The organism is Streptomyces sp. NPDC006691 (assembly GCF_042869955.1).
In the GTDB taxonomy this organism is placed as follows: Bacteria; Actinomycetota; Actinomycetes; order Streptomycetales; family Streptomycetaceae; genus Streptomyces.
In genome coordinates, this window is the sequence record NZ_JBIAGW010000029.1 from 39,487 (window position 1) to 64,014 (window position 24,528).

The window sequence follows — 24,528 nt, forward strand, 5'->3', positions numbered from 1 at the left end:
CTCGCGAAACCGCAGGTGAGGGCGGTGGGGCCGGATCCGGGTTGCGCGGCGGCCGGGATGCGCTCTTATGGCCTTCTTAGAACCCTGTGCAACCCTGCTTGGTGCTTCGACGTCTGACAAGTGTCGACAATCCGTGCCTGAAGACCTGGGCAGGGGGTAATCGGAGGAGCACCGAGAACTGAGGAGACCATGACCGAGCAGGGCACACGCAGCAGCCGAATACGCGGGGCCGGCAAGCGCCGCAAGCGCCCCAGCACGCGCCGTCGCGCCGTGCGGATAGCCGCTTGGAGCGCGGCCGGCGTGGTGCTCGTCGGCGGGGGCGGACTCGGTTACGTGTACTTCAAGCTCAACGGCAACCTCAAGGGCGTCGACATCAACGCCCAGCTCGGCACGGGGCGCCCGCAGAACGTCGACAACGGCTCGGAGGACATCCTGGTCCTCGGCTCCGACTCGCGGGCCGGTGCCAACAAGGAGTACGGCGACGACGGGGGCGGCGCCCGGTCCGACACCGCGATGGTCATCCACGTGTACCAGGGCCACAAGACGGCCAGCGTGGTCTCCATCCCGCGCGACGCCCTGGTCACGCGCCCCTCCTGCACCACGCAGGACGGCAAGACCGACCCCGGCGCCAAGCGGCAGATGTTCAACACGGCGTACGAGGTCGGCGGCCCGGCCTGTGCCGTCAAGACCGTGGAGCAGATGTCCGGCATCCGCATGGACCACTACGTCGAGGTCGACTTCACCGGCTTCAAGAAGCTCATCGACCAGCTCGGCGGGGTGCCCGTCACCACCAACAAGCCGATCAAGGACGACAAGAGCCACCTCGACCTGCCGGCCGGCCGGCACACCCTCAACGGTGAGCAGGCACTCGGCCTCGTACGGACCCGGCACGGCGTGGTCGGCGACGGCAGCGACCTCGGCCGCATCCAGCTCCAGCAGGCCTTCATCAAGGCCCTGATCGGCCAGATCAAGAGCGTCGGCGTGTTCAGCAACCCGGCCAAGCTCTACGGTCTCGCCGACGCGGCCACCAAGGCGATCACCACCGACTCGGACATCAGCTCCGTCAACTCGCTGATCGGCTTCGCCAACGGGCTCAAGGGCCTGGACGCCTCGAACGTCAAGATGATCACGCTGCCGGTGCAGTACGACAAGCTCGACCCCAACCGCGTCAGCCCGCTCCCCGAGCAGTCCAAGCAGGTCTGGGACGCCCTCGCCAAGGACCAGCCGATCCCGGCGTCCGCGACCGCCGACTCGGCCGGCGACAAGGGCACCGCGGGCGGCTACGTCGCCGGGCAGTAGCGGCCCGCACCACCGCCCGACGGGCCCGGGAATAGACGGGCCTCCACCCCGGTTTTGGGAGATGCGGCCAGTCCTGGCAGACTGGTACGTCGGCCCCGGTTCACGTATGCGCAATCCGCGCCTGCGACCCGGAGCCCTCCCGAACCTAGGAGACACCTTGAAGCGCGACATCCACCCCGAGTACGTCGAGACCCAGGTCAGCTGCACCTGTGGCGCGGCTTTCACCACCCGTAGCACGATCGGCGGCGGCTCCATCCGCGCCGAAATCTGCTCCGAGTGCCACCCGTTCTACACGGGCAAGCAGAAGATCATGGACACCGGCGGCCGCGTGGCCCGCTTCGAGGCCCGCTTCGGCAAGGCCGCTGCCGGCTCCGCCCAGAAGTAGCGAGCCAACTGCGCCGGTCCGCGGCGCCTCCGTTCCGGGGGCGCCGCGACCGGCGCTTTGCCGTCAAGACCTACTTCTCCGTTTGAACCCCAGGAGCAACCGATGTTCGAAGCGGTCGAGGACCTGATCGGCGAGCACGCCGACCTTGAGACGAAGCTCGCCGACCCTTCGGTCCACGCCGATCAGGCCAACGCGCGCAAGCTGAACAAGCGCTACGCCGAGCTGACGCCGATCGTCGGGACCTACCGTGCCTGGAAGCAGACGGGCGAGGACATCGAGACGGCCCGCGAGTTCGCCGCCGACGACCCGGACTTCGCCGCCGAGGTCAAGGACCTGACCGCGCAGCGCGAGCAGCTCACCGAGAAGCTCCGCCTGCTCCTGGTCCCGCGCGACCCCAGCGACGACAAGGACGTACTCCTGGAGATCAAGGCGGGTGCGGGTGGCGACGAGTCGGCCCTGTTCGCCGGCGACCTCCTGCGCATGTACCTGCGCTACGCCGAGCGGGTCGGCTGGAAGACCGAGATCATCGACTCCACCGAGTCCGACCAGGGCGGATACAAGGACGTCCAGGTCGCCGTGAAGACCAAGGGCGGCCAGGGTGCGACCGAGCCCGGCCAGGGCGTCTGGGCGCGCCTGAAGTACGAGGGCGGTGTGCACCGCGTGCAGCGCGTGCCCGCGACCGAGTCGCAGGGCCGCATCCACACCTCCGCCGCCGGCGTGCTCGTCACGCCCGAGGCCGAGGAGGTCGACGTCGAGATCAACATGAACGACCTCCGCATCGACGTGTACCGCTCCTCGGGCCCCGGCGGCCAGTCCGTCAACACGACCGACTCCGCCGTGCGCATCACGCACGTCCCCACCGGCGTCGTCGCCTCCTGCCAGAACGAGAAGAGCCAGCTCCAGAACAAGGAGCAGGCCATGCGCATCCTGCGCTCCCGGCTGCTCGCCGCCGCCCAGGAGGCCGCCGAGCAGGAGGCCGCCGACGCGCGCCGCAGCCAGGTGCGCACGGTCGACCGCTCCGAGAAGATCCGGACGTACAACTTCCCGGAAAACCGCATCTCGGACCACCGTGTCGGCTTCAAGGCGTACAACTTGGACCAGGTGCTCGACGGCGACCTGGACGCGATGATCCAGGCCTGCGTCGACGCGGACTCCGCCGCCAAGCTCGCGGCCGCCCAGTAATCACACCCCCGTACGACTGCCGGAGGACCAGCGTGCAGCAAAACTCTGGGGGGCGACCCCCAGGCCCCCGAAGCGTGCTGCTTGCCGAGGTGGCCCAGGCCACCCAGCGGCTGGCCGACGCCGGCGTGCCCTCCCCGCGCTTCGACGCGGAGGAGCTCGCCGCGCACATCCACGGCGTCAAGCGGGGAGAGCTGCACAACGTCAAGGACGTCGACTTCGACGCCCGCTACTGGGAGGCGATCGCGCGCCGCGAGGCCCGCGAGCCGCTCCAGCACATCACCGGCCGCGCCTTCTTCCGCTACCTCGAACTCCAAGTGGGGCCAGGGGTGTTCGTGCCGCGCCCGGAGACCGAGTCGGTGGTCGGCTGGGCCATAGACGCCGTGCGCGCGATGGACGTCGTCGAGCCGCTCATCGTCGACCTGTGCACCGGCTCGGGCGCCATCGCGCTCGCCATGGCGCAGGAGGTGCCGCGCTCGCGCGTGCACGCCGTGGAGCTGTCCGAGGACGCCCTCGAATGGACGCGGAAGAACGTCGAGGGGTCCCGCGTCGTTCTCCACCAGGGCGACGCGCTCACCGCGCTGCCCGAGCTCGACGGCCAGGTCGACCTGGTCATCTCGAACCCGCCGTACATTCCGCTCACCGAGTGGGAGTACGTCGCCCCCGAGGCGCGCGACCACGACCCCGAGCTCGCGCTGTTCTCCGGTGAGGACGGTCTCGACACCATCCGGGGCATCGAACGGACCGCGCACCGCCTCCTGCGGCCCGGCGGGCTCGTCGTCATCGAGCACGCCGACACCCAGGGCGGCCAAGTGCCGTGGATCTTCAACGAGGAGGCCGGCTGGGTGGACGCCGCCGACCACCCCGACCTGAACAAGCGCCCCCGCTTCGCCACGGCCCGCAAGGCCACTCCGTGATCCGCTCCCACCCCCAGACCGTGTATGTGTACGAGGAGGCCCGCTAATGGCTCGGCGATACGACTGCAACGACGCGACCGACCGCACCACCGGTCTGCGCGAAGCCGCGTCCGCCGTCCGCCGCGGTGAGCTCGTGGTGCTGCCGACGGACACGGTGTACGGGATCGGCGCCGACGCGTTCAGCACGCAGGCCTGCATGGACCTGCTCGATGCCAAGGGCCGCGGCCGCAACATGCCCACCCCCGTGCTCATCGGCTCGCCGAACACCCTGCACGGCCTGGTCACCGACTTCACCGAGCAGGCCTGGGAGCTCGTCGACGCGTTCTGGCCCGGCGCCCTGACCCTGGTCGCCCGCCACCAGCCGTCGCTCCAGTGGGACCTCGGCGACACCCGCGGCACCGTCGCGATCCGGATGCCGCTGCACCCGGTCGCCATCGAGCTGCTCACCGAGGTCGGCCCGATGGCCGTGTCCTCCGCCAACCTCACGGGCCACCCGGCGCCCGAGGACTGCGACGCGGCCCAGGGCATGCTCGGGGACTCCGTCTCCGTGTACCTGGACGGCGGCCCGACCCCGGGCATCGTCCCGTCCTCGATCGTCGACGTCACGGGCAAGGTCCCGGTGCTGCTGCGCGCCGGTGCGCTCGACGCGGACGAGCTGCGCAAGGTGGTACCCGACCTTGAGGTGGCCAATTGACCGCCCCTGAGGGGCGTGGCATAGGCACGGTTCACCCCGCGGTGAACTCGTTCCGCATCCTCCACGTCAGCACCGGCAACGTCTGCCGCTCGCCCATCACCGAGCGGCTGACCCGCCATGCCCTGAGCGACCGGCTCGGGGACCCGTTCACGGGCGGCCTCATCGTGGAGAGCGCCGGCACCTGGGGGCACGAGGGCGCTCCGATGGAGGCCAATGCCGCCGCCGTCCTCGCCGACTTCGGCGCGGACGCGACCGGCTTCACCGGGCGCGAGCTCCTCGACGAGCACGTCATCACCGCGGACCTGGTCCTCACGGCCACCCGCGACCACCGGGCCCAGGTCATCTCGATGGGCCACTCCGCGGGCCTGCGCACCTTCACCCTGAAGGAGTTCACCCGGCTGGTCCGGGCCATAGACCCGGCCACGCTGCCCGACCCCCTCCAGGAGGGCATGGTCGAGCGGGCCAGGGCACTGGTGCGGGCCGCGGCCGCGCTGCGCGGCTGGCTGCTCGCGCCGAACGCCGAGGCCGACGAGGTCAACGACCCCTACGGCGCCCCGATCACGTTCTTCCGCTCCATCGGGGACGAGATCAACCAGGCCCTGGACCCGGTCGTCACCGCCCTCACCGGCGTCCCGACCCACCACTGACACCACCCGGAGTACCGCCTCCCCGCACGCCGGGCGCCCCCGGCGGTTGCGACCTACGCTGGGGTCATGCCGGTCATCTCCGTAGACAGCCGCACCGATGAACGCGCGGGGTTCGAGGCCGTACGGCGCCAGGACCCCGAAATGGCCGATGTGCTGCTCGGCGAGGCCGAGCGGCAGGCCACCTCGCTCCAGCTGATCGCCGCCGAGAACTTCAGCTCGCCGGCCGTCCGCGCGGCCCTCGGCTCGGAGCTCGGCAACAAGTACGCCGAGGGATACCCCGGCGCCCGCCACCACGGTGGCTGCGAAGTCGTGGACGTCGCCGAACGCATCGCCGTCGACCGCGCCAAGGCCCTGTTCGGGGCCGCCCACGCCAACGTACAGACGCATTCGGGGACTTCGGCGGTACTGGCGGCCTACGCGGCCCTCCTGAAGCCGGGAGACACCGTTCTGGCGATGGGCCTGCCGTACGGCGGACACCTCACGCACGGCTCGCCCGCCAACTTCTCGGGGCGCTGGTTCGACTTCGTCGGATACGGCGTCGAGCCGGACACCGGGCTCATCGACTACGGCGAGGTGTGGGACCTGGCGGTCGAGCACCGGCCCAAGGCGATCGTGTGCGGCTCGATCGCCTATCCCCGGCACCCCGACTACCAGGCCTTCCGCGAGATCGCCGACGACGTGGGCGCCTACCTCATCGCGGACGCCGCGCACCCCATCGGCCTGGTCGCCGGGGGAGCGGCGCCCAGCCCGGTCCCGTACGCCGACGTCGTGTGCGCCACCACCCACAAGGTGCTGCGCGGACCGCGCGGCGGACTGATCCTGTGCGGCGCCGACCTCGCCGCCCGCATCGACCGCGCGGTCTTCCCCTTCACGCAGGGCGGCGCCCAGATGCACACGATCGCCGCCAAGGCCGTCGCCTTCGGCGAGGCGTCGACGCCCGCGTTCTCCGGGTACGCCCATCAGGTGGTCGCCAACGCACGCACCCTCGCGGAGGGACTGCTCGCCGAGGGGTTCGGGCTCGTGACCGGCGGCACCGACACCCACCTCGTGCTCGCCGACCCGGCGCCCTTCGGCGTCGACGGCCGTACCGCGCGCGGCCGGCTCGCGGGCGCCGGGCTCGTCCTGGACGCCTGCGCACTGCCGCAGGCGGAGGCCCGCGGCATCCGGCTCGGCACGGCCGCCGTCACCACCCAGGGAATGGGCGAGACGGAAATGGCCAGAATCGCGGTGCTCTTCGCGATGGCGATGCGGGAGGATCCGGGAACGCGGGCGGAAGTGCGGGAACTGGCGCGGCGATTCCCGCCTCCCTGAGACCGGTCCCCGCGGACGCTCCGCTACTGATGGAGGCGTCCATAAGAGGGGCCTGTTTTCGGCGTTCGGGGCTTTTCACAGGATTCGCATAGGGGCAGAAATACGGGCTTATCCCCGCTCCTGCGGGGTACCTGCAACCATCTGCCGGATACGCATGTCTTCAACCACATGCGCGCGAAGCTAGGGTGTGGGGCTGAGATGGCCAGCGATACCTCTGGGGCAGCCCGTGCGTGAATACCTGCTGACGCTGTGCGTCACGGCCGCGGTGACCTACCTGCTCACCGGGCCGGTGCGGAAGTTCGCCATCGCCGTCGGTGCGATGCCGGAGATCCGCGCCCGCGATGTGCACCGGGAACCGACGCCGCGGCTCGGCGGCATCGCCATGTTCGGCGGTCTGTGCGCGGGACTGCTGGTCGCCGACCACCTCGACGGCCTCAATGCCGTCTTCCAGTCGAACGAACCCAGAGCCCTTCTCTCCGGTGCCGCGCTGATCTGGCTGATCGGTGTCCTGGACGACAAGTTCGAGATCGACGCCCTGATCAAGCTCGGCGGCCAGATGATCGCCGCGGGCGTCATGGTCATGCAGGGCCTGACCATCCTGTGGCTGCCCATCCCCGGCATCGGCTCGGTCTCGCTGACCTCCTGGCAGGGCACCCTGCTCACGGTCGCGCTCGTCGTGATCACCATCAACGCGGTGAACTTCGTCGACGGCCTCGACGGGCTGGCGGCCGGCATGGTGTGCATCGCATCGGCGGCGTTCTTCATGTACGCCTACCGGATCTGGTACGGGTACGGGATCGAGGCGGCGGCCCCCGCGACGCTGTTCGCCGCCATCCTGATGGGGATGTGCCTGGGCTTCCTGCCCCACAACATGCACCCGGCCAGGATCTTCATGGGCGACTCCGGCTCGATGCTGATCGGCCTGGTGCTCGCGGCCGGCGCGATCTCCATCACGGGCCAGGTCGACCCGGACGCGATGAAGCTCAACTTCGGCGGCACCCGCGATGCCACGCACGCGATGCTGCCCGTCTTCATCCCGCTGCTCATGCCGCTGACGATCATCGCGATCCCGATGGCCGACCTGGTGCTCGCGATCGTCCGCAGGACCTGGAACGGCCAGTCGCCGTTCGCCGCGGACCGCGGACACCTGCACCACCGGCTCCTGGAGATCGGCCACTCGCACAGCCGGGCGGTCCTGATCATGTACTTCTGGTCGGCGCTCATCGCCTTCGGCGCGGTCTCGTACTCGGTGCACTCGGCGTCGATGTGGATCGTGCTGATGATCGTCGCGCTGAGCGCGGTCGGCCTCGTCCTGCTGCTGCTGCCGCGGTTCGCCCCGCGCACCCCGCAGTGGGCCGAGCGCTTCGTGCCGCCGCGCTACCGGCACGCGCAGGGGGAACCGGAGGCGGTGCACTCGATGGCCGCCGAGGAGGACGAGGCGGTGCGCGGCGAACGCACTCCCGTGGCGGCCGGAGTCTCCGGCGTCAACGGGGCGACAGCGATCGGCCCCCGTTCGCGTTTCCCCGACCGACGTAAGACCGGTGCATCGCGCTGACGATTTGCCGCGCCAACGCCCAATACCAGACATCTCGCAGCCCGTTGTGCACAAACGCGCGGCATCACTCTCAAGTGTGCCGACCATCACACTTCCATGGTAAAGACCTCATCAAATAGTTTGTGATACGGTTCACGAGACCCGGCGCCAGAGCCGAAGGACCGTAGTGCGACGGTCCGTTGGCCCGAGGGACCAACTCGGCCCGGGCTTACGCTCGTCCATGACGACACCACTTTGCCCCCACCAGCAAGCGGAGCTGCCGCCATGCCGTCCAACGACGCACGCACTCTTCTCCCCACCGCCCTACCCACCGCTGCCGCGGGCGCTGTTGCCGCCGTGATCAGCGGTGTGGTCGCGGGCGGCAAGGGGGCGGTGGGCGCCATCGTCGCGACGCTGGTCGTGATCCTCTTCATGGGCATCGGACTCGTCGTCCTGGAACGCACTGCCAAATCGCTTCCGCATCTGTTCCAGGCGATGGGACTGATGCTGTACACCGCGCAGTTGCTTCTGCTCTTCATCTTTGTCGCGGTCTTCAAGAACACGACGCTGTTCAACCCCAAATGCTTCGCCGCCACCCTCGTCGCGCTGACCCTCGTCTGGATCGGCGCACAGGCGCGTGCGCACATGAAGGCGAAGATCCTTTACGTCGAACCGGATACCGCCGAGGGCAGCAAGCCCGAAAAGACGGGGTCGTCGTCGTGAACGGTAGGGCCGGAATAAATGCGTGTTCAGGACCCTGCTATCGTCCGGTGCCAACTGCGGCACTGCGGGCGCGGGCATCTGAGCTGACGCCTGCTCAATCGCGAGGCTTGATGCCCGACCGCCGCCCCATCATCCGTAACACCAGTCCAGTGCCGAACCGCGGCTGTGCGCCGCGCCGACACAACGAGGTTGCCGTACCTATGCGCCACGCTGAAGGAGCCCGCGGTGAGTGCTGACCCGACGCAGGTGCTCGCCTTCGATCCGAGCTGCCACATCTTCCAGTCGAACGGCTGTGGCTTCGAGGGTCCCGGCCTGCACTCGTTCCTCTTCGAGCCGCTCTGGGGCGACACCAACGGCCTGTACTTCAACAAGCCGATGCTGCTGGCCCTGCTGGGCTCGGTCGTCATCGTCGGCTTCTTCTGGGCGGCCTTCCGCAAGCCCCAGGTGAAGTCTCCCGGCAAGCTCCAGATGATCGGCGAGGCCGGTTACGACTTCGTGCGTCGCGGAATCGTCTACGAGACGATGGGCAAGAAGGAGGGCGAGAAGTGGGTCCCCCTCATGGTCTCGCTGTTCTTCTTCGTCTGGATGATGAACCTCTGGTCGATCATCCCGCTCGCCCAGTTCCCGGTGACGTCGATCATCGCGTACCCGGCCGTGCTCGCCGCGATCGTCTACATCTGCTGGATGAGCGTCACCTTCAAGCGGCACGGCTTCGTCGGCGGCTTCAAGAACCTCACCGGCTACGACAAGTCGCTCGGCGCCGTCCTGCCGCTGGTCATGGTCATCGAGTTCTTCTCGAACGTGCTGGTCCGCCCCTTCACGCACGCGGTCCGACTGTTCGCGAACATGTTCGCCGGTCACACCCTGCTGCTCCTGTTCACGATCGCCAGCTGGTACATGCTCAACGGCATCGGCATCGCGTACTCCGGCGTCTCGTTCGTGATGGTCATCGTGATGACCGGCTTCGAGCTCTTCATCCAGGCCGTTCAGGCATATGTGTTCGTGCTCCTGGCCTGCAGCTACCTCCAGGGCGCTGCCGCCGAGCACCACTGACCGTCCGCCCCCTCCATACCCCCAGTCGTCCGGTGGCCAACCCCCACCGGTCCGTGAAAGAGAAGGAAGAACTGGCATGTCCCAGATCCTCGCTGCCTCCGATGGCGTCACCGGCTCGCTCAGCTCCATCGGTTACGGCCTCGCCGCGATCGGCCCCGGCGTCGGCGTCGGCATCATCTTCGGTAACGGCACGCAGGCTCTCGCCCGTCAGCCCGAAGCGGCCGGCCTCATCCGCGCCAACCAGATCCTGGGTTTCGCCTTCTGTGAGGCGCTCGCCCTGATCGGTCTGGTCATGCCGTTCGTCTACAGCTGACGAACAGCCACGACTAGACCGATCCGACGAAAGGCACTGATGTGAACCTCACCATGGTTCAGCTGGCGGCCGAGGGCAAGGAAAACCCCCTCGTCCCGCCGTGGCCTGAGCTCGTCATCGGCCTCCTCGCCTTCGTCATCGTCTTCGGCTTCCTCGCCAAGAAGCTCCTCCCGAACATCAACAAGGTTCTGGACGAGCGTCGCGAGGCCATCGAAGGCGGTATCGAGAAGGCCGAGGCCGCTCAGACCGAGGCCCAGAGCGTCCTTGAGCAGTACAAGGCGCAGCTCGCCGAGGCCCGCCACGAGGCTGCCCGCCTGCGCCAGGAGGCGACCGAGCAGGGCACCGCGCTCATCCAGGAGATGAGGGCGGAAGGCCAGCGGCAGCGTGAGGAGATCATCGCTGCCGGCCACGCCCAGATCGAGGCCGACCGCAAGGCCGCCGCGCACTCGCTCCGTCAGGACGTGGGCAAGCTGGCGACCGACCTGGCCGGCAAGCTGGTCGGCGAGTCCCTTGAGGACCACGCCCGCCAGAGCCGCACCATCGACCGTTTCCTCGGCGAGCTTGAGGAGAAGGCCGAGGCCGTCCGATGAACGGTGCGAGCCGCGAGGCACTGGCCGCCGCACGTGAGCGTCTCGACGTTCTGATGGACAACACGTCCGTCGACGCGGCGAAGCTCGGCGACGAGCTGGCCGCCGTCACCACGCTGCTCGACCGCGAGGTCTCGCTGCGTCGGGTCCTGACCGACCCGGCGCAGGCCGGCGAGGGCAAGGCCGAGCTGGCCGGGCGTCTGCTCGGCGGCCAGGTGGGCGGCCAGACCGTCGACCTGGTGAGCGGCATGGTCCGCTCCCGCTGGTCGCAGTCCCGTGACCTGGTGGACTCGCTGGAGGAACTGGCGAGCACCGCCGACCTCACCGCAGCGCAGCAGTCGGGCGCTCTGGACGACGTCGAGGACGAGCTGTTCCGGTTCGGCCGCATCGTCACCTCCAGCCCCGAACTGCGCTCCGCGCTCACCAGCCGCACCGCCACGGTCGCGGCCAAGGGAGAGCTGCTGCGCAGCCTGCTGGGCGGCAGGGCGAACCCGGTCACCGAGCGTCTGGTCGTCCGTCTGGTGACCCGGCCGCGTGGACGTAGCCTGGAATCGGGACTTGAGTCCCTCTCCAAGCTCGCCGCGGGCCGCCGGGACCGGATGGTGGCCGTGGTCACCTCGGCGATCCCGCTGACCGACATCCAGAAGGCGCGTCTCGGCGCGGCTCTGGCGAAGATCTACGGCCGCCAGATGCACCTGAACCTCGACGTGGACCCCGAGGTCCTCGGCGGGATCTCGGTGCGTGTCGGCGACGAGGTCATCGAAGGCACCATCGCGGAGCGCCTCGAAGAGGCGAACCGGCGGCTGGCTCGCTGACCCCGGGGTCGGCACAGCAACTGAATTAGCAACACCTGCGGCCCGGTTGGGCCGTGCAGAAATTGCAGAAGATTCCTGGGGGTCGGCCCCCAGACCCCCTTAGAAACTTCGGGCCCAACAAGGAGAGCAGGGAACCCAGATGGCGGAGCTCACGATCCGGCCGGAGGAGATCCGGGACGCGCTGGAGACCTTTGTCCAGTCGTACCAGCCGGACGCGGCCTCGCGCGAGGAGGTCGGTACGGTCAGCGTTGCCGGCGACGGCATCGCGAAGGTCGAGGGACTTCCCTCGGCCATGGCGAACGAGCTGCTGCGGTTCGAGGACGGAACCCTTGGTCTCGCCCTCAACCTTGAGGAGCGCGAGATCGGTGCGATCGTCCTCGGCGAGTTCAGCGGAATCGAAGAGGGCCAGCCGGTGCAGCGCACCGGTGAGGTGCTCTCGGTCGGCGTAGGCGAGGGTTACCTCGGCCGCGTCGTCGACCCGCTCGGCAACCCGATCGACGGCCTCGGCGAGATCGAGACCGACGGCCGCCGCGCCCTGGAGCTCCAGGCTCCGGGCGTCATGGTCCGTAAGTCGGTGCACGAGCCGATGGCGACCGGTTACAAGGCCGTCGACGCGATGGTGCCGATCGGCCGTGGCCAGCGTCAGCTGATCATTGGTGACCGTCAGACCGGCAAGACCGCTCTGGCCGTCGACACGATCATCAACCAGCGCGACAACTGGCGCTCGGGCGACCCGAAGAAGCAGGTCCGCTGCATCTACGTCGCCATCGGCCAGAAGGGCTCGACCATCGCCTCCGTGCGTGGCGCCCTGGAAGAGGCCGGCGCGCTGGAGTACACGACGATCGTCGCCGCGCCCGCGTCCGACCCGGCCGGCTTCAAGTACCTTGCCCCGTACACCGGTTCGGCCATCGGCCAGCACTGGATGTACGACGGCAAGCACGTCCTCATCATCTTCGACGACCTGTCGAAGCAGGCCGACGCCTACCGCGCCGTGTCCCTGCTGCTGCGCCGTCCGCCGGGCCGCGAGGCCTACCCGGGCGACGTCTTCTACCTGCACTCGCGTCTGCTTGAGCGCTGCGCGAAGCTGTCGGACGACATGGGCGCCGGTTCGATGACGGGTCTGCCGATCGTCGAGACCAAGGCGAACGACGTGTCGGCGTTCATCCCGACCAACGTCATCTCCATCACCGACGGCCAGTGCTTCCTGGAGTCGGACCTGTTCAACGCCGGTCAGCGCCCCGCGCTGAACGTCGGTATCTCCGTCTCCCGAGTCGGTGGTTCCGCGCAGCACAAGGCCATGCGCCAGGTGTCCGGCCGACTGCGTGTCGACCTCGCCCAGTACCGCGAGCTGGAGGCGTTCGCCGCCTTCGGTTCCGACCTGGACGCCGCCTCCAAGGCCTCCCTTGAGCGCGGTAAGCGCATGGTCGAGCTGCTGAAGCAGCCGCAGTACTCGCCGTTCCCGGTCGAGGAGCAGGTCGTCTCCATCTGGGCCGGCACCACCGGCAAGATGGACGACGTCCCGGTCGAGGACATCCGCCGCTTCGAGGCCGAGCTGCTGGAGTACCTGCGCCGCGAGCGCAAGGAGCTCCTCACCTCGATCGCCGAGGGCGCCAAGATGTCGGACGACACGCTCCAGTCCGTGGCCGACGCCATCGCCGGCTTCAAGCGGCAGTTCGAGACCTCGGACGGCAAGCTCCTGGGCGACGACGTGCCGGTCAGCACCAGCAAGTGACGACGACGGAAGGGACCTGACTCATGGGAGCGCAGCTCCGGGTCTACAAGCGTCGCATCCGATCCGTCACCGCGACCAAGAAGATCACCAAGGCGATGGAGATGATCGCCGCCTCGCGCATCGTCAAGGCGCAGCGCCAGGTGGCGGCCTCCACGCCGTACGCGGCCGAGCTCACCCGTGCGGTGACCGCGGTTGCGACCGGCTCCACCACCAAGCACCCGCTCACCACCGAGGCCGAGGCCCCGGTCCGCGCCGCGGTCCTGCTCATCACGAGCGACCGCGGTCTGGCCGGCGGCTACTCCTCCAACGCCATCAAGGCCGCGGAGAGGCTCTCGGAGCGGCTGCGCGGCGAGGGCAAGGAGGTCGACACGTACATCGTCGGCCGCAAGGGCGTCGCCTACTACGGCTTCCGTGAGCGCAAGGTCTCACAGTCGTGGACCGGCTTCACCGACAGCCCGACCTACGCGGACGCCAAGCAGGTGGCCGCACCGCTGATCGAGGCCATCCAGACGGAGACGGCCGAGGGCGGCGCGGACGAACTGCACATCGTCTTCACGGAGTTCGTGTCGATGATGACGCAGACGCCGGTCGACAACCGGATGCTGCCCTTGTCGCTTGAGAAGGCTCAGGAGCAGACGGGCACGAAGGACGAGATCCTTCCGCTCTTCGACTTCGAGCCGTCGGCGGAGGACGTCCTCGACGCCCTGCTGCCGCGCTACGTCGAAAGCCGCATCTACAACGCGCTGCTCCAGTCGGCCGCTTCCGAGCACGCCGCCCGCCGCCGTGCGATGAAGTCGGCCACCGACAACGCCGGGGAGCTCATCAAGAGCCTCTCCCGGCTTGCCAACGCGGCCCGCCAGGCCGAAATCACCCAGGAAATCAGCGAGATCGTCGGTGGCTCCAGTGCGCTGGCCGACGCGACCGCGGGGAGTGACAAGTAATGACGACCACTGTTGAGACGGCCGTTGCCACGGGCCGCGTCGCCCGGGTCATCGGCCCGGTCGTCGACGTGGAGTTCCCCGTCGACGCGATGCCGGACATCTACAACGCGCTGCACGTCCAGGTCGCCGACCCGGCCGAGGACGGCAAGCTCAAGACGCTGACGCTCGAAGTCGCCCAGCACCTGGGTGACGGCATCGTCCGCGCGATCTCGATGCAGCCCACCGACGGTCTGGTCCGCCAGGCCCCGGTGACCGACACGGGCAACGGCATCACGGTGCCGGTCGGCGACTTCACCAAGGGCAAGGTGTTCAACACCCTCGGTGAGGTGCTGAACAAGCCCGAGGAGAACGCCAACATCGGCGAGCGCTGGCCGATCCACCGCAAGGCGCCCAACTTCGACCAGCTTGAGTCGAAGACCGAGATGTTCGAGACCGGCGTCAAGGTCATCGACCTTCTCACCCCGTACGTCAAGGGTGGAAAGATCGGCCTGTTCGGTGGTGCCGGTGTCGGCAAGACCGTCCTCATCCAGGAAATGATCTACCGCGTGGCCAACAACCACGACGGTGTGTCGGTGTTCGCCGGTGTCGGCGAGCGCACCCGTGAGGGCAACGACCTCATCGAGGAAATGCAGGACTCGGGCGTCATCGACAAGACCGCCCTGGTCTTCGGTCAGATGGACGAGCCGCCGGGCACGCGTCTGCGGGTCGCCCTGGCCGGTCTGACGATGGCGGAGTACTTCCGTGACGTCCAGAAGCAGGACGTCCTCTTCTTCATCGACAACATCTTCCGGTACACCCAGGCGGGTTCCGAGGTGTCGACCCTGCTCGGCCGTATGCCCTCCGCGGTGGGTTACCAGCCGAACCTGGCCGACGAGATGGGTCTCCTCCAGGAGCGCATCACCTCGACCCGTGGTCACTCGATCACCTCGATGCAGGCGATCTACGTCCCCGCGGACGACCTGACCGACCCGGCCCCGGCCACCACGTTCGCCCACCTCGACGCGACGACGGTTCTCTCCCGTCCGATCTCCGAGAAGGGCATCTACCCGGCCGTGGACCCGCTGGACTCCACGTCCCGCATCCTGGACCCGCGCTACATCGCGCAGGAGCACTACGACGCCGCCATGCGCGTCAAGACGATCCTGCAGAAGTACAAGGACCTCCAGGACATCATCGCCATCCTCGGCATCGACGAGCTCGGCGAAGAGGACAAGCTGGTCGTGCACCGCGCCCGCCGCGTGGAGCGCTTCCTGTCGCAGAACACGCACGTCGCCAAGCAGTTCACCGGCGTCGACGGTTCGGACGTTCCGCTGGAAGAGTCGATCACGGCGTTCAACCAGATCTGCGACGGCGAGTACGACCACTTCCCCGAGCAGGCGTTCTTCATGTGCGGTGGCCTGGAGGACCTCAAGGCCAACGCCAAGGAGCTGGGCGTCTCCTGACGCGCCCGACCGCACGAAGGGGCGGGTGCGTCCCGCCCCTTCGTGTACGCCTACTAGAATTCGACCCAACACCCGGCCGAACCGCCGGGTGGTGACCCGAGGAGCCAACCATGGCTACTGAGCTGCACGTCGAGCTCGTCGCCGCGGACCGCAGCGTGTGGTCCGGCGAGGCCACCCTGGTCGTCGCGCGCACCACGTCCGGCGACATCGGCGTCATGCCCGGTCACCAGCCGCTCCTTGGTGTGCTGGAGTCGGGCCCGGTGATGATCCGTACGAGCGAGGGCAGCACCGTCGTCGCGGCGGTGCACGGTGGATTCATCTCCTTCGCCGACAACAAGCTTTCGCTGCTCGCCGAGATCGCCGAGCTGGCGGACGAGATCGACGTCCAGCGTGCCGAGCGTGCGCTGGAGAGCGCGAAGTCGGAGTCGGACGCCGCCGCTGAGCGACGCGCCGACGTACGACTGCGCGCGGTGGCGGTGCGCTAGCACCCCCGCCGGAGATTTCCCTCAGCCGCGGCTCGGTCCGGAATTTTCCGGAGCCGGTCGCGGCTGAGGCGATGCAGGCAGATTTTTCCGTTACTGGATTACTGGTTGAGCGAGGAGGTCGGTGTAGATGACCCTCGCTCTGCTTGTGTGTGGTCTGGTTGTCGCGCTGGTACTGGTGGGACTCTTCGTCTTCGGTCTGCGCCGGCGGCTGATCCAGCGCTCGGGCGGCACGTTCGACTGCAGTCTGCGGTGGAACCTGCCGGAGGTGCCGGACACCAGCGGCAAGGGCTGGGTGTACGGGGTGGCCCGCTACAACGGCGACCGGATCGAGTGGTTCCGCGTCTTCTCCTACGCGCCTCGGCCACGCCGGGTTCTTGAGCGTTCCGCCATCGACGTGGTCTCCCGTCGCCTGCCGGAGGGCGAGGAGGAGCTGGCGTTGCTGTCCGACGCGATCATCCTCGGCTGTACGCACCGGGGTACGCGCCTTGAGCTGGCGATGAGCGAGGACGCGCTGACCGGTTTCCTCGCCTGGCTGGAGGCGGCCCCGCCCGGCCAGCGGGTGAACGTGGCGTAGGCCCTCGCTGGGGTCGCCCGCACCCGGGTGCTTCGGGGGCGCGGGGAGCTGCGCGACCAGCCCCGTGGGTCCGCAGACGAAAGCCTGACCCGGGGCGGGGGACGGGCCCGCTTTCCGGGTCAGGCAGGGTCGGGCAGGGTCGGGCAGCGCGGCCCGGGTTACTTGAGGCCGCTGTCGATCGCCGAGATCAACTCGCCATTCGACGTGTCACCGCTGAACTCCCAGAAGAAGGCTCCCCTCAACCCCTGGTTCTTCACGTACGTCATCTTCCCGCCGATCGTCGCCGGGGTGTCATAGCTCCACCAGTTGGAACCGCAGTGCGCGTACGCCGTGCCCGCGATCGTGCCGGTCACGGGGCAGGCGGTCTTGAGGACCTTGTAGTCCTCGATGCCCTGCTCGTACGTGCCGGGCGCCGGCCCGGTCGCGGTGCCGCCGGGGGCGTCCTGGGTGACACCCGTCCAGCCGCGGCCGTAGAAACCGATGCCCAGGTTGAGCTTGTTCGCCGGGACGCCCTTGCCGATGAACTTCTGGATCGCCGCGTCCGTGTTGAAGCCCGCGATCGGGATGCCGTTGTACGACGTGAGCGGGGAGTGCGGGGCGGTCGGCCCCTTGGCGTCCCACGCGCCGAAGAAGTCGTACGTCATCACGTTGTACCAGTCGACGTAGGCCGCCGCGCCCCCGTAGTCGGCCGCGTCCATCTTGCCGCCCGTCGAACCGTCTGCGGTGACGGCCGCCGTGACGAGTGCGGAGCTGCCGAACTTGGCGCGCAGCGCCGAGAGCACGTTCGTCAGGGCCGTGGCACCGCTGGTGTCGCAGGACAGGCCGCAGGCGTTCGGGTACTCCCAGTCGATGTCGATGCCGTCGAAGACATCGGCCCAGCGCGGGTCCTTGACCAGCGAGTAGCAGGAGTTCGCGAAGGCCGTCGGGTTGGCCGCCGCCGCGCCGAAGCCGCCGGACCAGGTCCAGCCGCCGAAGGACCAGAGGATCTTGATGTTCGGGTACTTCTTCTTCAGCTCGCGGAGCTGGTTGATGTTGCCCGCGACCGGCTGGTCCCAGGTGTCGGCGGTGCCGTCCACGCTGGAGGACGCGTCGTACGTCTTCTGGTAGTCGGCGTACGCGTCACCGATGGCGCACTGCCCGTTGGTGACGTTGCCGAACGCGTAGTTGATGTGGGTCAGCTTGCTCGCCGAGCCCGAGGTGACGATGTTCTTCACCTGGTAGTTGCGCTGGTAGATGCCCCAGTCGGTGAAGTAGCCGAGCCGCACCTTGTCACCGCCGGGCTGGGGGCCGCCGCCCCCGCCGGTGGTCGTCACGGTGACCGAGCCCGAGGAGGGGCCCGTCTGGTCGGCCGTGTCGCGCGCGGTCACGCTGTAGGTGTACGTCGTGCCCTTGGTCAGGCCCGAGTCGGCGTACGTCGTGCCGGTGACGGTCGCGACCTTCGCGGAGCCGCGGTAGACGTCGTAGTTCTTGACGCCCTTGTCGTCGGTCGCCGCCGACCAGGACAGCGAGACGCCGGTGTCGGTGACGTTGCTCGCGGTCGGGGTGCCGGGGGCGGATGGCGGGTTGTCGCCGGGCGGTGTCGAACTGCCGTCACAGGAGCCGCCGTTGAGTTTGCAGCCCGAGGGCGAGCCGGAGCCCGCGCCGTTGAAGCCGAAGCTCACGCTGGCGCCGGGGGCGATGGCGCCGTTGTACGACTTGTTCTTGGCGGTCCAGTGGGTGCCGGAGCTGGTGACGTCCGCGTCCCAGGCCGAGGTCACGGACGTACCCGAGGGGTAGTCCCACTCCACGGTCCAGGAGCTGAGTGCGGTGGTGCCGGTGTTCTTGATGGTCCAGGCGGCGCCGAACCCCGTGCCCCAGTCCGAGGACTTGGCGTAGGTGGCGGTCGCCGAGGTCGCGGCCTGGGCGGGGGAGGCCAGGCCGATGAGTGCGGCCAGGGGGAGGGTGAGTGCGGTCAGGGCCGCTGCGGCTCTTGATCTGAAGCGCTTTCGTGCGGTTCTCAAGGCTGCTCCCGTGTGGTGCGACGGTGGTGGGGGTGGGACCCTGCTCCGTCCGGTGGGCGTGCCTCAGAGCGCCAGGGATGGCCTGCCCACCACAGCAGTGTGCGGTGAGCGTAGAAAGGTCTGGACCAACCGTCAAGAGGTCCAGACCTTCGGTGGGGGTGATGGATCAGATCCCCAACTCCTGTGCCAGGACGGCCGCTTGGAGTCGGCTGCGCAGCTCCAGCTTGCCGAGCAGCCTGCTGACGTGGGTCTTCACGGTGGCCTCCGCCATGTCCAGGCGGGCCGCGATCTCCGCGTTGGACAGGCCTCGGCCCAGGCAGGACAACACCTCGCCCTCGCGTCGGGTGAGGGTGTCGAGGGCGGCCGGACGCCGCGGGGTCACCGGGCGGGCGGACGAGGCGAACTCCGCGATCAGGCGCCGGGTGACGGCCGGGGCGATGAGCCCCTCTCCGCGCGCCACCGTCCGTACCGCCTCGATCAGGTCCTTGGCGTCCGCGTTCTTGAGCAGGAAGCCCGAGGCGCCGGCCCGCAGCGCGCCGAAGACGTACTCGTCGAGGTCGAAGGTGGTCAGGACCAGGACGTCGGCGAGGCCCTCGCCGGTCACCGCCGCGGTCGCCGAGACACCGTCCAGCTTCGGCATCTGCACGTCCATCAGGACCAGATCGGGGCGCAGCTCGCGGGCGAGCTCGACGGCCCGTTCGCCGTCCGCCGCCTCGCCGACCACCTCGACGTCCGGGGCGCTGGAGAGGATCAGGACGAGTCCCGCGCGTACCGCCGACTGGTCCTCGGCGACCAGTACCCGGATGGTCATGTGTTCAACGCCCTTTCTTCAGCGGGCAGTTGGGCCCGCACCTGCCACATCCGGGTGCCGTCCGGCGCCGTTTCGGGGCCTGCGGCGAAGGTGCCGCCGAGCAGCTCGGTCCGCTCGCGCATCCCGATGAGCCCGGCCCCCGAGCCGGGCGCGCGCGGCCCGGCCCGGTCACCGTAGGGGCTGGTGACGACCACCGTGAGCAGCCCGTCCGCGCCGGTGACGACGACCTCGACGGTGCCGGGCGCCGCGTGCTTGAGCGCGTTGGTGAGCGACTCCTGCACGATCCGGTACGCGGCGAGCTCCACCGGCGCGGGCAGCGGAGCCTCATCGGTACGGCGGTCGGTGAAGGCGAAGCCCAGCCCGCTGTCGGCCCCGTTGACGCGGGCCTGGGCGATCAGCGCGTCGAGGCCGGCCAGGGTGGGCGCCACGGCCGGCTCGTCGTGCCCGCTGGTGTCGCGGAGCAGCCCGATGAGCCGGCGCATCTCGGCGAGGCCGTCCACGCTGTTCTCACGGATCACGGTGAGGGCCTGCCGGGTGGTCGCCGGGTCGTCCAGGGAGAGCGCGGCCGTGGAGTGGATCGCGATCGCCGAGAGGTGGTTGGCGACCATGTCGTGCAGCTCGCGGGCCATCCGGGCGCGCTCGGCGACCACGGCCTGGCCGCGGTCCATCTCGGCCAGCAGCGCGGTCTGTTCGGCTCGGAGGCGGGCGCTGTCGGCGGCCTCGCGGTGGTTGCGGACCAGCGCCCCGGTGGTGGCCGGCACGAACGACACCAGGCCGGTCACCACCCCGATGAGCAGCGCCTCCGGCTTGTGGAACCAGGCGAGGAAGCCGATCGTCATGCCGATGGTGATGAGCCCGGTGGTGACCGGGATGCGGCGCGCGGCGGCCGGGGTGCCGTACACGACGGCCGCGTACACGAGGTCGGTGAACATGACGACCGTGGCCAGGCTGCCGAGCGTGAACTGGTCGAGCACCACCAGGACGGTGCCGAGGACCAGGCCGGCCTGGGGCCCGGTGCGGCGCAGCAGTTCGAGGCCGGCCGTCCCCACGAGCGGCAGCAGCACCCACGCGCCGCCCAGCGGACGGCCGCCCTGGGTGTGCAGTCCGACGGCCCACAGCGCGAGGCCGCCGAGCAGGCCGGCCACGGCGATGAGGGCGTCGTCGCGGTGCGGTCGGAGAAACGAGGTCACGGTCCCATCCAACACGGCCGTACGGGCCCGGGCCTCCCCTCACCAGGGGAGGTGCCGCTACATCGAAGGATGCAGTCGCCTTTCGTCACTGACGACGACGATCGGGCGCGGCGCGCGGGCCAGCCTTGGAGGGTGCCCTGAGCCGTCCGACGTGCGGGGTTCCCCGAGTGGGCCGTACGAGAGGAGACCGCCGTGATCGTGACGCTGATCATCGCCTGTGAAGTCGGGTTCTGGGTCCTGCTGGCCGCGGGCCTGGCCCTGCGCTACCTCGCCCACATGCCCCGGACGAGCGTGGCGGTGCTCCTGTGCGAGCCGCTCCTGGAAGTGGTGCTGCTCGTGGTGACCGCCGTCGACCTGAAGCACGGCGCGCAGCCGGACTGGAAGCACGGCCTCGCCGCCGTCTACATCGGCTTCTCCGCCGGCATGGGCCACCACCTGGTGACCCGCGCCGACGCCTGGGTCGCCTACCGCTTCGCGGGTGGCCCGCGGCCGTCCAGGACGCCCCGGGGAGGCGTCGCGAGGATGGCGTACGAGTGGCGGACGGCGGGCCGCTTCACCGTGTCCGCGCTGCTCGCGACCGCCCTGCTCCAGGCCGCGATCTGGTACGTCGGCGGGGACGGCAGCACCGAGTCGCTGCGGATGTGGCAGGGGAGGATGCTGATCGTGGTCGGCGTCAACGTGGTCATCGCGTTGAGCTACACCCTGTTCCCGGCCAAGGACGGGGAGCCCAGGCCCTCGCTCCTCGACCGCTTCCTGAAGCCGCCGTCCGACCGCCCCCGGAAGCACACAGCCGAGGACCGTACGCTGACCCGGCGGTAGCGGAACGACCGGACGAGGGGGGAGCGCGGATGAGCGGGTCCGGGGGTGCCGGAGACGTCCTGGTCGTGGACGACGACGACGCGGTGCGCCGCTCGCTCGACCGGGGGCTGCGGCTCGACGGGTTCCGGGTCCGCACCGCCGACAGCGGCCGCGCGGCACTGGCCGCGATCGAGCAGGGGCCGCCCGATGTGCTGGTCCTGGATGTGTCCATGCCCGGCATGAGCGGCATCGAGGTGTGCCGGACGCTGCGCGCCGCCGGGCACGATCTTCCGGTCCTGATGCTCTCCGCCCTCGACGAGACCGCCGACCGCATCGCCGGCCTCCAGGCCGGCGGCGACGACTACCTGGTCAAGCCGTTCGCGCTCCAGGAACTGGTGCTGCGCCTGCACGCCCTGCTGCGCCGCCGCCCGCCCGCCCCGCACGACGTGGTCCGCGCCTGCGGCCTGGTCATCGACCCGGCGGCCCGCACCGCCCACCGCGACGGACGGCCCCTCGACCTCACCCGGCGCGAGTTCGCGCTCCTTGAGACGCTCGCGCGCAACGCCGGACTCGTCCTGAGCCGCGACCAGCTGCTCGAACGGGTCTGGGGGTACGACTTCGACGTACGCACCGACGCCGTCGACACCTTCGTCAGCTATCTGCGCCGCAAACTGGAGGCCGACGGCGCGCCCCGGCTGGTGCACACCGTGCGCGGGGTCGGTTTCGTCCTGCGGGAGCGGGCGTGAAGCCCACCGCCCTCGTCCGTCGGGAGCAGCCGTGAAGTTCGCCGTCCTCGTTCTGAGTGAGCGGCCGTGAAGCTCTCCACCCGGATCGCGCTCGCCGTCGGCGTCACCGTATCGCTGCTCGTCCTGGCCTGCGGCTGGCTGCTGCTCGCGCTGGTCGCGCGCGACCTGCACAGCGCGGAGGACAGTCATCTCAAGACCCGGGCCACCGCCATCGCCGAGGACGCCCGTACGCTGCTGCGGGCCGCCGCCAACGGGCAGCCGACCGCCGAGGAGAACCGCCAACGCAGGCTGTTCAACGCCGCGTTGGATGTCGGCGTACGGCTCACCGGCCCCGACGGCACCTTCAGCGGCGGCCCCCAGCCCGGCCCCTCGGTGGCGCTGCCGGCACCGGGCCGGGGCCCGGTCACCGTGCGGGGCGGGGGTCGCGGCTGGCGGGCGTACGCGCTGCCGGTCGAGGGAGCACAGGTCTCCGGCACCCTGTGGGTGTTCTCGCCGGACACCGCGAGCCGCACCGAGGTCGCCCTGGTCCGCAGGCGCGTGGTGACCACCGCGCTGCTCGCCGCCCCGCTGTCCGCGCTGCTCGCTTGGGCGATCGCGAGCGCCGCGACCCGGCCGCTCGGACGGCTGCGCAAGGCGGCGGCGGGGCTTGACCCGCGGACCACGTCGGTACGTCTGGAACACCGCCCGACCCGGATCGTAGAGGTGGACGACCTGGCCGCCACCCTGCGGACGGTCCTGGCCCGCTACGACGAGCAGGCCGTTCGCACCGCGCAGGCCCTGGACACCGCCCGCTCGTTCGCCGCGGCCGCCTCGCACGAGCTGCGCAACCCGCTGATGAGCATGGGCACCAACCTCCATGTGCTGGCCCACCCGAACCTGCCGGACACCGAGCGGGCCGAGGTCGTCGAGGACCTGAGACGCGAGCACGGGCGACTGCTCGGGATGCTGGTGGCGTTGCGCGAGCTGGGACGCGGGGATCTCGTGGAGGCCGACGCGTTCCGGGTGTTCGATGTGGCGGAGGTCGCGGATGCCGCCGTCGCCGAGGCACGTCGGCGTGCCCCGGATGCCGTGCTCACGCTGAGCGCGGAGCCCGCGCCGCTGCACGGCTGGGAGCCGGGCATCCGCATCCTGCTCGACAACCTGCTTCGCAACGCGCTGGCGCACGGGAGGGGCCCGGAGGGGCGGGCCGAGATCGCGGTGGGTGTGAGCGTTGACGTGGGTGTGGGTGTGGGTGTGGGTGCGGGTGGGGGTGGGGACGTGGGCGCCGGGCGCGCGGGCGGACATGTGCGCGTCACCGTCGACGACCGGGGCCCGGGGATCGCGCCGGGCGACCGCGAGGAGGTGTTCCGCCGCTTCCACCGGGGGCCGGGCAGCACCGGCTCCGGGCTCGGCCTGACCCTGGTGGCGCAGCAGGCGGCGCTGCACGGTGGCACGGTCGAACTGGACGCGGGGCCCGACGGCGCGGGTACCCGGTGCACGGTGCGGCTGCCCTCGGGGGACCCGGGCCGGGAGGGTGAACTCCCCTTCCGGCGCGACTGGTTGGCGGTCACCGCGGAGCGATCACAGAGTTCCCACAAAGAGCCTTCCTAGCCTCCCTGACGTACCGGAAACCCGTACATCAGGGAGGCAGTGGTCATGCGCAACGCCAAATTTCGAGGCACGTTTCCAGGCCTGTTCCGAGGTCCGCTTCGAGGTCCGTTTCGAGGCCGCCGGATCGCGGCGGCGGTGCTCGCCGCGACGGCCGTACTGACCGTCACCGCGTCCAGCGCCTTCGCGGATGCGACGCCCGCGTCCTCGGCGAAACCGCCCGCGAGCGACGGCGCGAAGGGGATCTGCAAGCACGAGCCCAAGACCGAGAAGCGTGTCGAGCGTGCGCTGAAGCGGCTGGACGGGGGTGCGGGCACGGTGGGGTCCGTGGCGCGGATGCGGGGGCGTGAGGATGCGGCGAAGAAGGCGGGGCATTCTGCGGTGGCCACGTATCTTGGGCATCGGCTTGCCTCTCGCGAGGGGCGGGTGACGGGGCTTCAGCAGCGGGAGCGGGACCTCAAGGCTGTGGCCGCCTGGTGCGCCGCGCAGTAGGCTCCCGCGACTCGGGGTCGGCTGCGCCCACCGCCCTGGGCTCCGCCCCGGACCCCGGGGGGTTCGCCCACCCACCCGCCCGTTGCCCCGGGTTGGTTGGTTCCGGCCCCTGGGGGCTGCGCCCCTCGGACCCCCGCAGGGGGCTGCGCCCCCTGCACCCCGGTTCGGGGCTCCGCCCCGGACCCCCGCAGGGGGCTGCGCCCCCTGCACCCCCGGTTCGGGGCTCCGCCCCGGACCCCGTATCGCGCCTTAAGGGCGCTCGTCCTCAATCGC

General features: G+C 69.9%; 25 protein-coding genes. 22 read left to right on the forward strand and 3 right to left on the reverse strand.

All coding sequences use genetic code 11. The features are described 5' to 3' along the window. Positions 1–189 precede the first annotated feature (189 nt). From ACFYNP_RS35530 to ACFYNP_RS35615, 18 genes are all read left to right on the forward strand, one after another. Entirely contained in the window at positions 190–1,299 is a 1,110-nt protein-coding gene (locus ACFYNP_RS35530) for an LCP family protein (RefSeq protein ID WP_388791350.1), read from the forward strand. A gap of 157 nt (positions 1,300–1,456) precedes the next feature. Continuing rightward, a complete protein-coding gene (gene rpmE / locus ACFYNP_RS35535; protein ID WP_053726981.1) occupies positions 1,457–1,684 on the forward strand; it encodes a 50S ribosomal protein L31 in 228 nt (75 codons plus the stop codon). A gap of 102 nt (positions 1,685–1,786) precedes the next feature. Further along, the gene (prfA, locus tag ACFYNP_RS35540; protein WP_388420253.1) at positions 1,787–2,866 is read left to right on the forward strand and encodes a peptide chain release factor 1; all 1,080 of its coding nucleotides are present in this window, start codon (positions 1,787–1,789) and stop codon (positions 2,864–2,866) included. A gap of 32 nt (positions 2,867–2,898) precedes the next feature. Next, positions 2,899–3,780 (forward strand): peptide chain release factor N(5)-glutamine methyltransferase, encoded by an 882-nt coding sequence (gene prmC / locus ACFYNP_RS35545; RefSeq protein WP_100577434.1) that lies wholly within the window; start codon positions 2,899–2,901, stop codon positions 3,778–3,780. 46 nt (positions 3,781–3,826) lie between these two features. Continuing rightward, positions 3,827–4,474: an L-threonylcarbamoyladenylate synthase gene (locus ACFYNP_RS35550; protein ID WP_388420252.1), complete on the forward strand. Its 648-nt coding sequence runs from the start codon at positions 3,827–3,829 to the stop codon at positions 4,472–4,474. Beyond that, positions 4,471–5,121 (forward strand): protein-tyrosine-phosphatase, encoded by a 651-nt coding sequence (locus ACFYNP_RS35555; protein WP_167156911.1) that lies wholly within the window; start codon positions 4,471–4,473, stop codon positions 5,119–5,121. The genes ACFYNP_RS35550 and ACFYNP_RS35555 overlap by 4 nt, the downstream gene beginning before the upstream one ends. Positions 5,122–5,187: 66 nt before the next feature. Further along, positions 5,188–6,432 (forward strand): serine hydroxymethyltransferase, encoded by a 1,245-nt coding sequence (gene glyA / locus ACFYNP_RS35560; protein ID WP_388791352.1) that lies wholly within the window; start codon positions 5,188–5,190, stop codon positions 6,430–6,432. Positions 6,433–6,658: 226 nt separating this feature from the next. Continuing rightward, on the forward strand, positions 6,659–7,987 hold the full coding sequence (locus ACFYNP_RS35565; RefSeq protein WP_388420250.1) for an MraY family glycosyltransferase: 1,329 nt from the start codon (positions 6,659–6,661) through the stop codon (positions 7,985–7,987). 264 nt (positions 7,988–8,251) lie between these two features. After that, positions 8,252–8,689, forward strand: a complete 438-nt coding sequence (locus ACFYNP_RS35570) for a hypothetical protein (protein ID WP_388420249.1) — start codon at positions 8,252–8,254, stop codon at positions 8,687–8,689. Positions 8,690–8,914: 225 nt separating this feature from the next. Beyond that, on the forward strand, positions 8,915–9,742 hold the full coding sequence (gene atpB / locus ACFYNP_RS35575; protein WP_100577440.1) for a F0F1 ATP synthase subunit A: 828 nt from the start codon (positions 8,915–8,917) through the stop codon (positions 9,740–9,742). A 76-nt stretch (positions 9,743–9,818) separates the two neighbouring features. After that, positions 9,819–10,055: a F0F1 ATP synthase subunit C gene (locus ACFYNP_RS35580; protein WP_328309584.1), complete on the forward strand. Its 237-nt coding sequence runs from the start codon at positions 9,819–9,821 to the stop codon at positions 10,053–10,055. Positions 10,056–10,108: 53 nt separating this feature from the next. Then, positions 10,109–10,645, forward strand: a complete 537-nt coding sequence (locus tag ACFYNP_RS35585) for a F0F1 ATP synthase subunit B (protein ID WP_100577624.1) — start codon at positions 10,109–10,111, stop codon at positions 10,643–10,645. Further along, positions 10,642–11,457, forward strand: a complete 816-nt coding sequence (locus ACFYNP_RS35590; RefSeq protein ID WP_388420248.1) for a F0F1 ATP synthase subunit delta — start codon at positions 10,642–10,644, stop codon at positions 11,455–11,457. The genes ACFYNP_RS35585 and ACFYNP_RS35590 overlap by 4 nt, the downstream gene beginning before the upstream one ends. Before the next feature lie 139 nt (positions 11,458–11,596). Next, positions 11,597–13,189 carry a F0F1 ATP synthase subunit alpha gene (atpA, locus tag ACFYNP_RS35595; protein WP_350232672.1) on the forward strand — a complete coding sequence of 531 codons (1,593 nt, stop codon included), beginning with the start codon at positions 11,597–11,599 and terminating at the stop codon, positions 13,187–13,189. A 23-nt stretch (positions 13,190–13,212) separates the two neighbouring features. Continuing rightward, positions 13,213–14,130, forward strand: a complete 918-nt coding sequence (locus tag ACFYNP_RS35600; RefSeq protein WP_388420247.1) for a F0F1 ATP synthase subunit gamma — start codon at positions 13,213–13,215, stop codon at positions 14,128–14,130. Then, positions 14,130–15,572, forward strand: a complete 1,443-nt coding sequence (gene atpD, locus ACFYNP_RS35605) for a F0F1 ATP synthase subunit beta (RefSeq protein WP_100577445.1) — start codon at positions 14,130–14,132, stop codon at positions 15,570–15,572. The genes ACFYNP_RS35600 and atpD overlap by 1 nt, the downstream gene beginning before the upstream one ends. A 110-nt stretch (positions 15,573–15,682) precedes the next feature. After that, the gene (locus ACFYNP_RS35610) at positions 15,683–16,057 is read left to right on the forward strand and encodes a F0F1 ATP synthase subunit epsilon (protein ID WP_100577446.1); all 375 of its coding nucleotides are present in this window, start codon (positions 15,683–15,685) and stop codon (positions 16,055–16,057) included. A 127-nt stretch (positions 16,058–16,184) separates the two neighbouring features. Continuing rightward, positions 16,185–16,631, forward strand: coding sequence for a DUF2550 domain-containing protein (locus tag ACFYNP_RS35615; protein ID WP_388420245.1), 447 nt, complete (start codon positions 16,185–16,187; stop codon positions 16,629–16,631). A 158-nt stretch (positions 16,632–16,789) separates the two neighbouring features. On the opposite strand, the gene ACFYNP_RS35620 is transcribed toward ACFYNP_RS35615, so the two are convergent. The 3 genes from ACFYNP_RS35620 to ACFYNP_RS35630 form a co-directional block, all read right to left on the reverse strand. Then, complete coding sequence (locus tag ACFYNP_RS35620; RefSeq protein ID WP_388791354.1) at positions 16,790–18,631, reverse strand: glycosyl hydrolase family 18 protein; 1,842 nt, start codon at positions 18,629–18,631, stop codon at positions 16,790–16,792. A 166-nt stretch (positions 18,632–18,797) separates the two neighbouring features. Then, entirely contained in the window at positions 18,798–19,442 is a 645-nt protein-coding gene (locus tag ACFYNP_RS35625; protein WP_388791356.1) for a response regulator, read from the reverse strand. After that, complete coding sequence (locus ACFYNP_RS35630) at positions 19,439–20,632, reverse strand: sensor histidine kinase (RefSeq protein WP_388791358.1); 1,194 nt, start codon at positions 20,630–20,632, stop codon at positions 19,439–19,441. Before ACFYNP_RS35630 ends, ACFYNP_RS35625 begins: the two co-directional genes overlap by 4 nt. A 192-nt stretch (positions 20,633–20,824) precedes the next feature. Here ACFYNP_RS35630 and ACFYNP_RS35635 point away from each other — a divergent pair, with 192 nt between their 5' ends. From ACFYNP_RS35635 to ACFYNP_RS35650, 4 genes are all read left to right on the forward strand, one after another. Further along, positions 20,825–21,451, forward strand: coding sequence for a hypothetical protein (locus ACFYNP_RS35635; protein ID WP_388420241.1), 627 nt, complete (start codon positions 20,825–20,827; stop codon positions 21,449–21,451). 29 nt (positions 21,452–21,480) lie between these two features. Then, positions 21,481–22,176, forward strand: coding sequence for a response regulator transcription factor (locus ACFYNP_RS35640; protein ID WP_388420240.1), 696 nt, complete (start codon positions 21,481–21,483; stop codon positions 22,174–22,176). Positions 22,177–22,242: 66 nt separating this feature from the next. Beyond that, complete coding sequence (locus ACFYNP_RS35645) at positions 22,243–23,766, forward strand: sensor histidine kinase (protein WP_388791360.1); 1,524 nt, start codon at positions 22,243–22,245, stop codon at positions 23,764–23,766. A 45-nt stretch (positions 23,767–23,811) separates the two neighbouring features. After that, positions 23,812–24,255, forward strand: coding sequence for a hypothetical protein (locus ACFYNP_RS35650; RefSeq protein WP_388791362.1), 444 nt, complete (start codon positions 23,812–23,814; stop codon positions 24,253–24,255). Positions 24,256–24,528 lie beyond the last annotated feature (273 nt).

Excerpts from the sequence above, each read along its gene's own strand:
- ACFYNP_RS35600 (WP_388420247.1), top strand. The coding sequence starts at position 13,213 with ATGGGAGCGCAGCTCCGGGTCTACAAGCGTCGCATCCGATCCGTCACC.
- glyA (WP_388791352.1), top strand. The coding sequence starts at position 5,188 with ATGCCGGTCATCTCCGTAGACAGCCGCACCGATGAACGCGCGGGGTTC.
- ACFYNP_RS35585 (WP_100577624.1), top strand. The coding sequence starts at position 10,109 with ATGGTTCAGCTGGCGGCCGAGGGCAAGGAAAACCCCCTCGTCCCGCCG.
- ACFYNP_RS35610 (WP_100577446.1), top strand. The coding sequence starts at position 15,683 with ATGGCTACTGAGCTGCACGTCGAGCTCGTCGCCGCGGACCGCAGCGTG.
- ACFYNP_RS35580 (WP_328309584.1), top strand. The coding sequence starts at position 9,819 with ATGTCCCAGATCCTCGCTGCCTCCGATGGCGTCACCGGCTCGCTCAGC.
- ACFYNP_RS35615 (WP_388420245.1), top strand. The coding sequence starts at position 16,185 with ATGACCCTCGCTCTGCTTGTGTGTGGTCTGGTTGTCGCGCTGGTACTG.
- ACFYNP_RS35550 (WP_388420252.1), top strand. The coding sequence starts at position 3,827 with ATGGCTCGGCGATACGACTGCAACGACGCGACCGACCGCACCACCGGT.
- ACFYNP_RS35590 (WP_388420248.1), top strand. The coding sequence starts at position 10,642 with ATGAACGGTGCGAGCCGCGAGGCACTGGCCGCCGCACGTGAGCGTCTC.
- ACFYNP_RS35570 (WP_388420249.1), top strand. The coding sequence starts at position 8,252 with ATGCCGTCCAACGACGCACGCACTCTTCTCCCCACCGCCCTACCCACC.
- ACFYNP_RS35530 (WP_388791350.1), top strand. The coding sequence starts at position 190 with ATGACCGAGCAGGGCACACGCAGCAGCCGAATACGCGGGGCCGGCAAG.
- atpA (WP_350232672.1), top strand. The coding sequence starts at position 11,597 with ATGGCGGAGCTCACGATCCGGCCGGAGGAGATCCGGGACGCGCTGGAG.
- ACFYNP_RS35625 (WP_388791356.1), bottom strand. The coding sequence starts at position 19,442 with ATGACCATCCGGGTACTGGTCGCCGAGGACCAGTCGGCGGTACGCGCG.
- ACFYNP_RS35640 (WP_388420240.1), top strand. The coding sequence starts at position 21,481 with ATGAGCGGGTCCGGGGGTGCCGGAGACGTCCTGGTCGTGGACGACGAC.
- prfA (WP_388420253.1), top strand. The coding sequence starts at position 1,787 with ATGTTCGAAGCGGTCGAGGACCTGATCGGCGAGCACGCCGACCTTGAG.
- ACFYNP_RS35650 (WP_388791362.1), top strand. The coding sequence starts at position 23,812 with ATGCGCAACGCCAAATTTCGAGGCACGTTTCCAGGCCTGTTCCGAGGT.
- atpD (WP_100577445.1), top strand. The coding sequence starts at position 14,130 with ATGACGACCACTGTTGAGACGGCCGTTGCCACGGGCCGCGTCGCCCGG.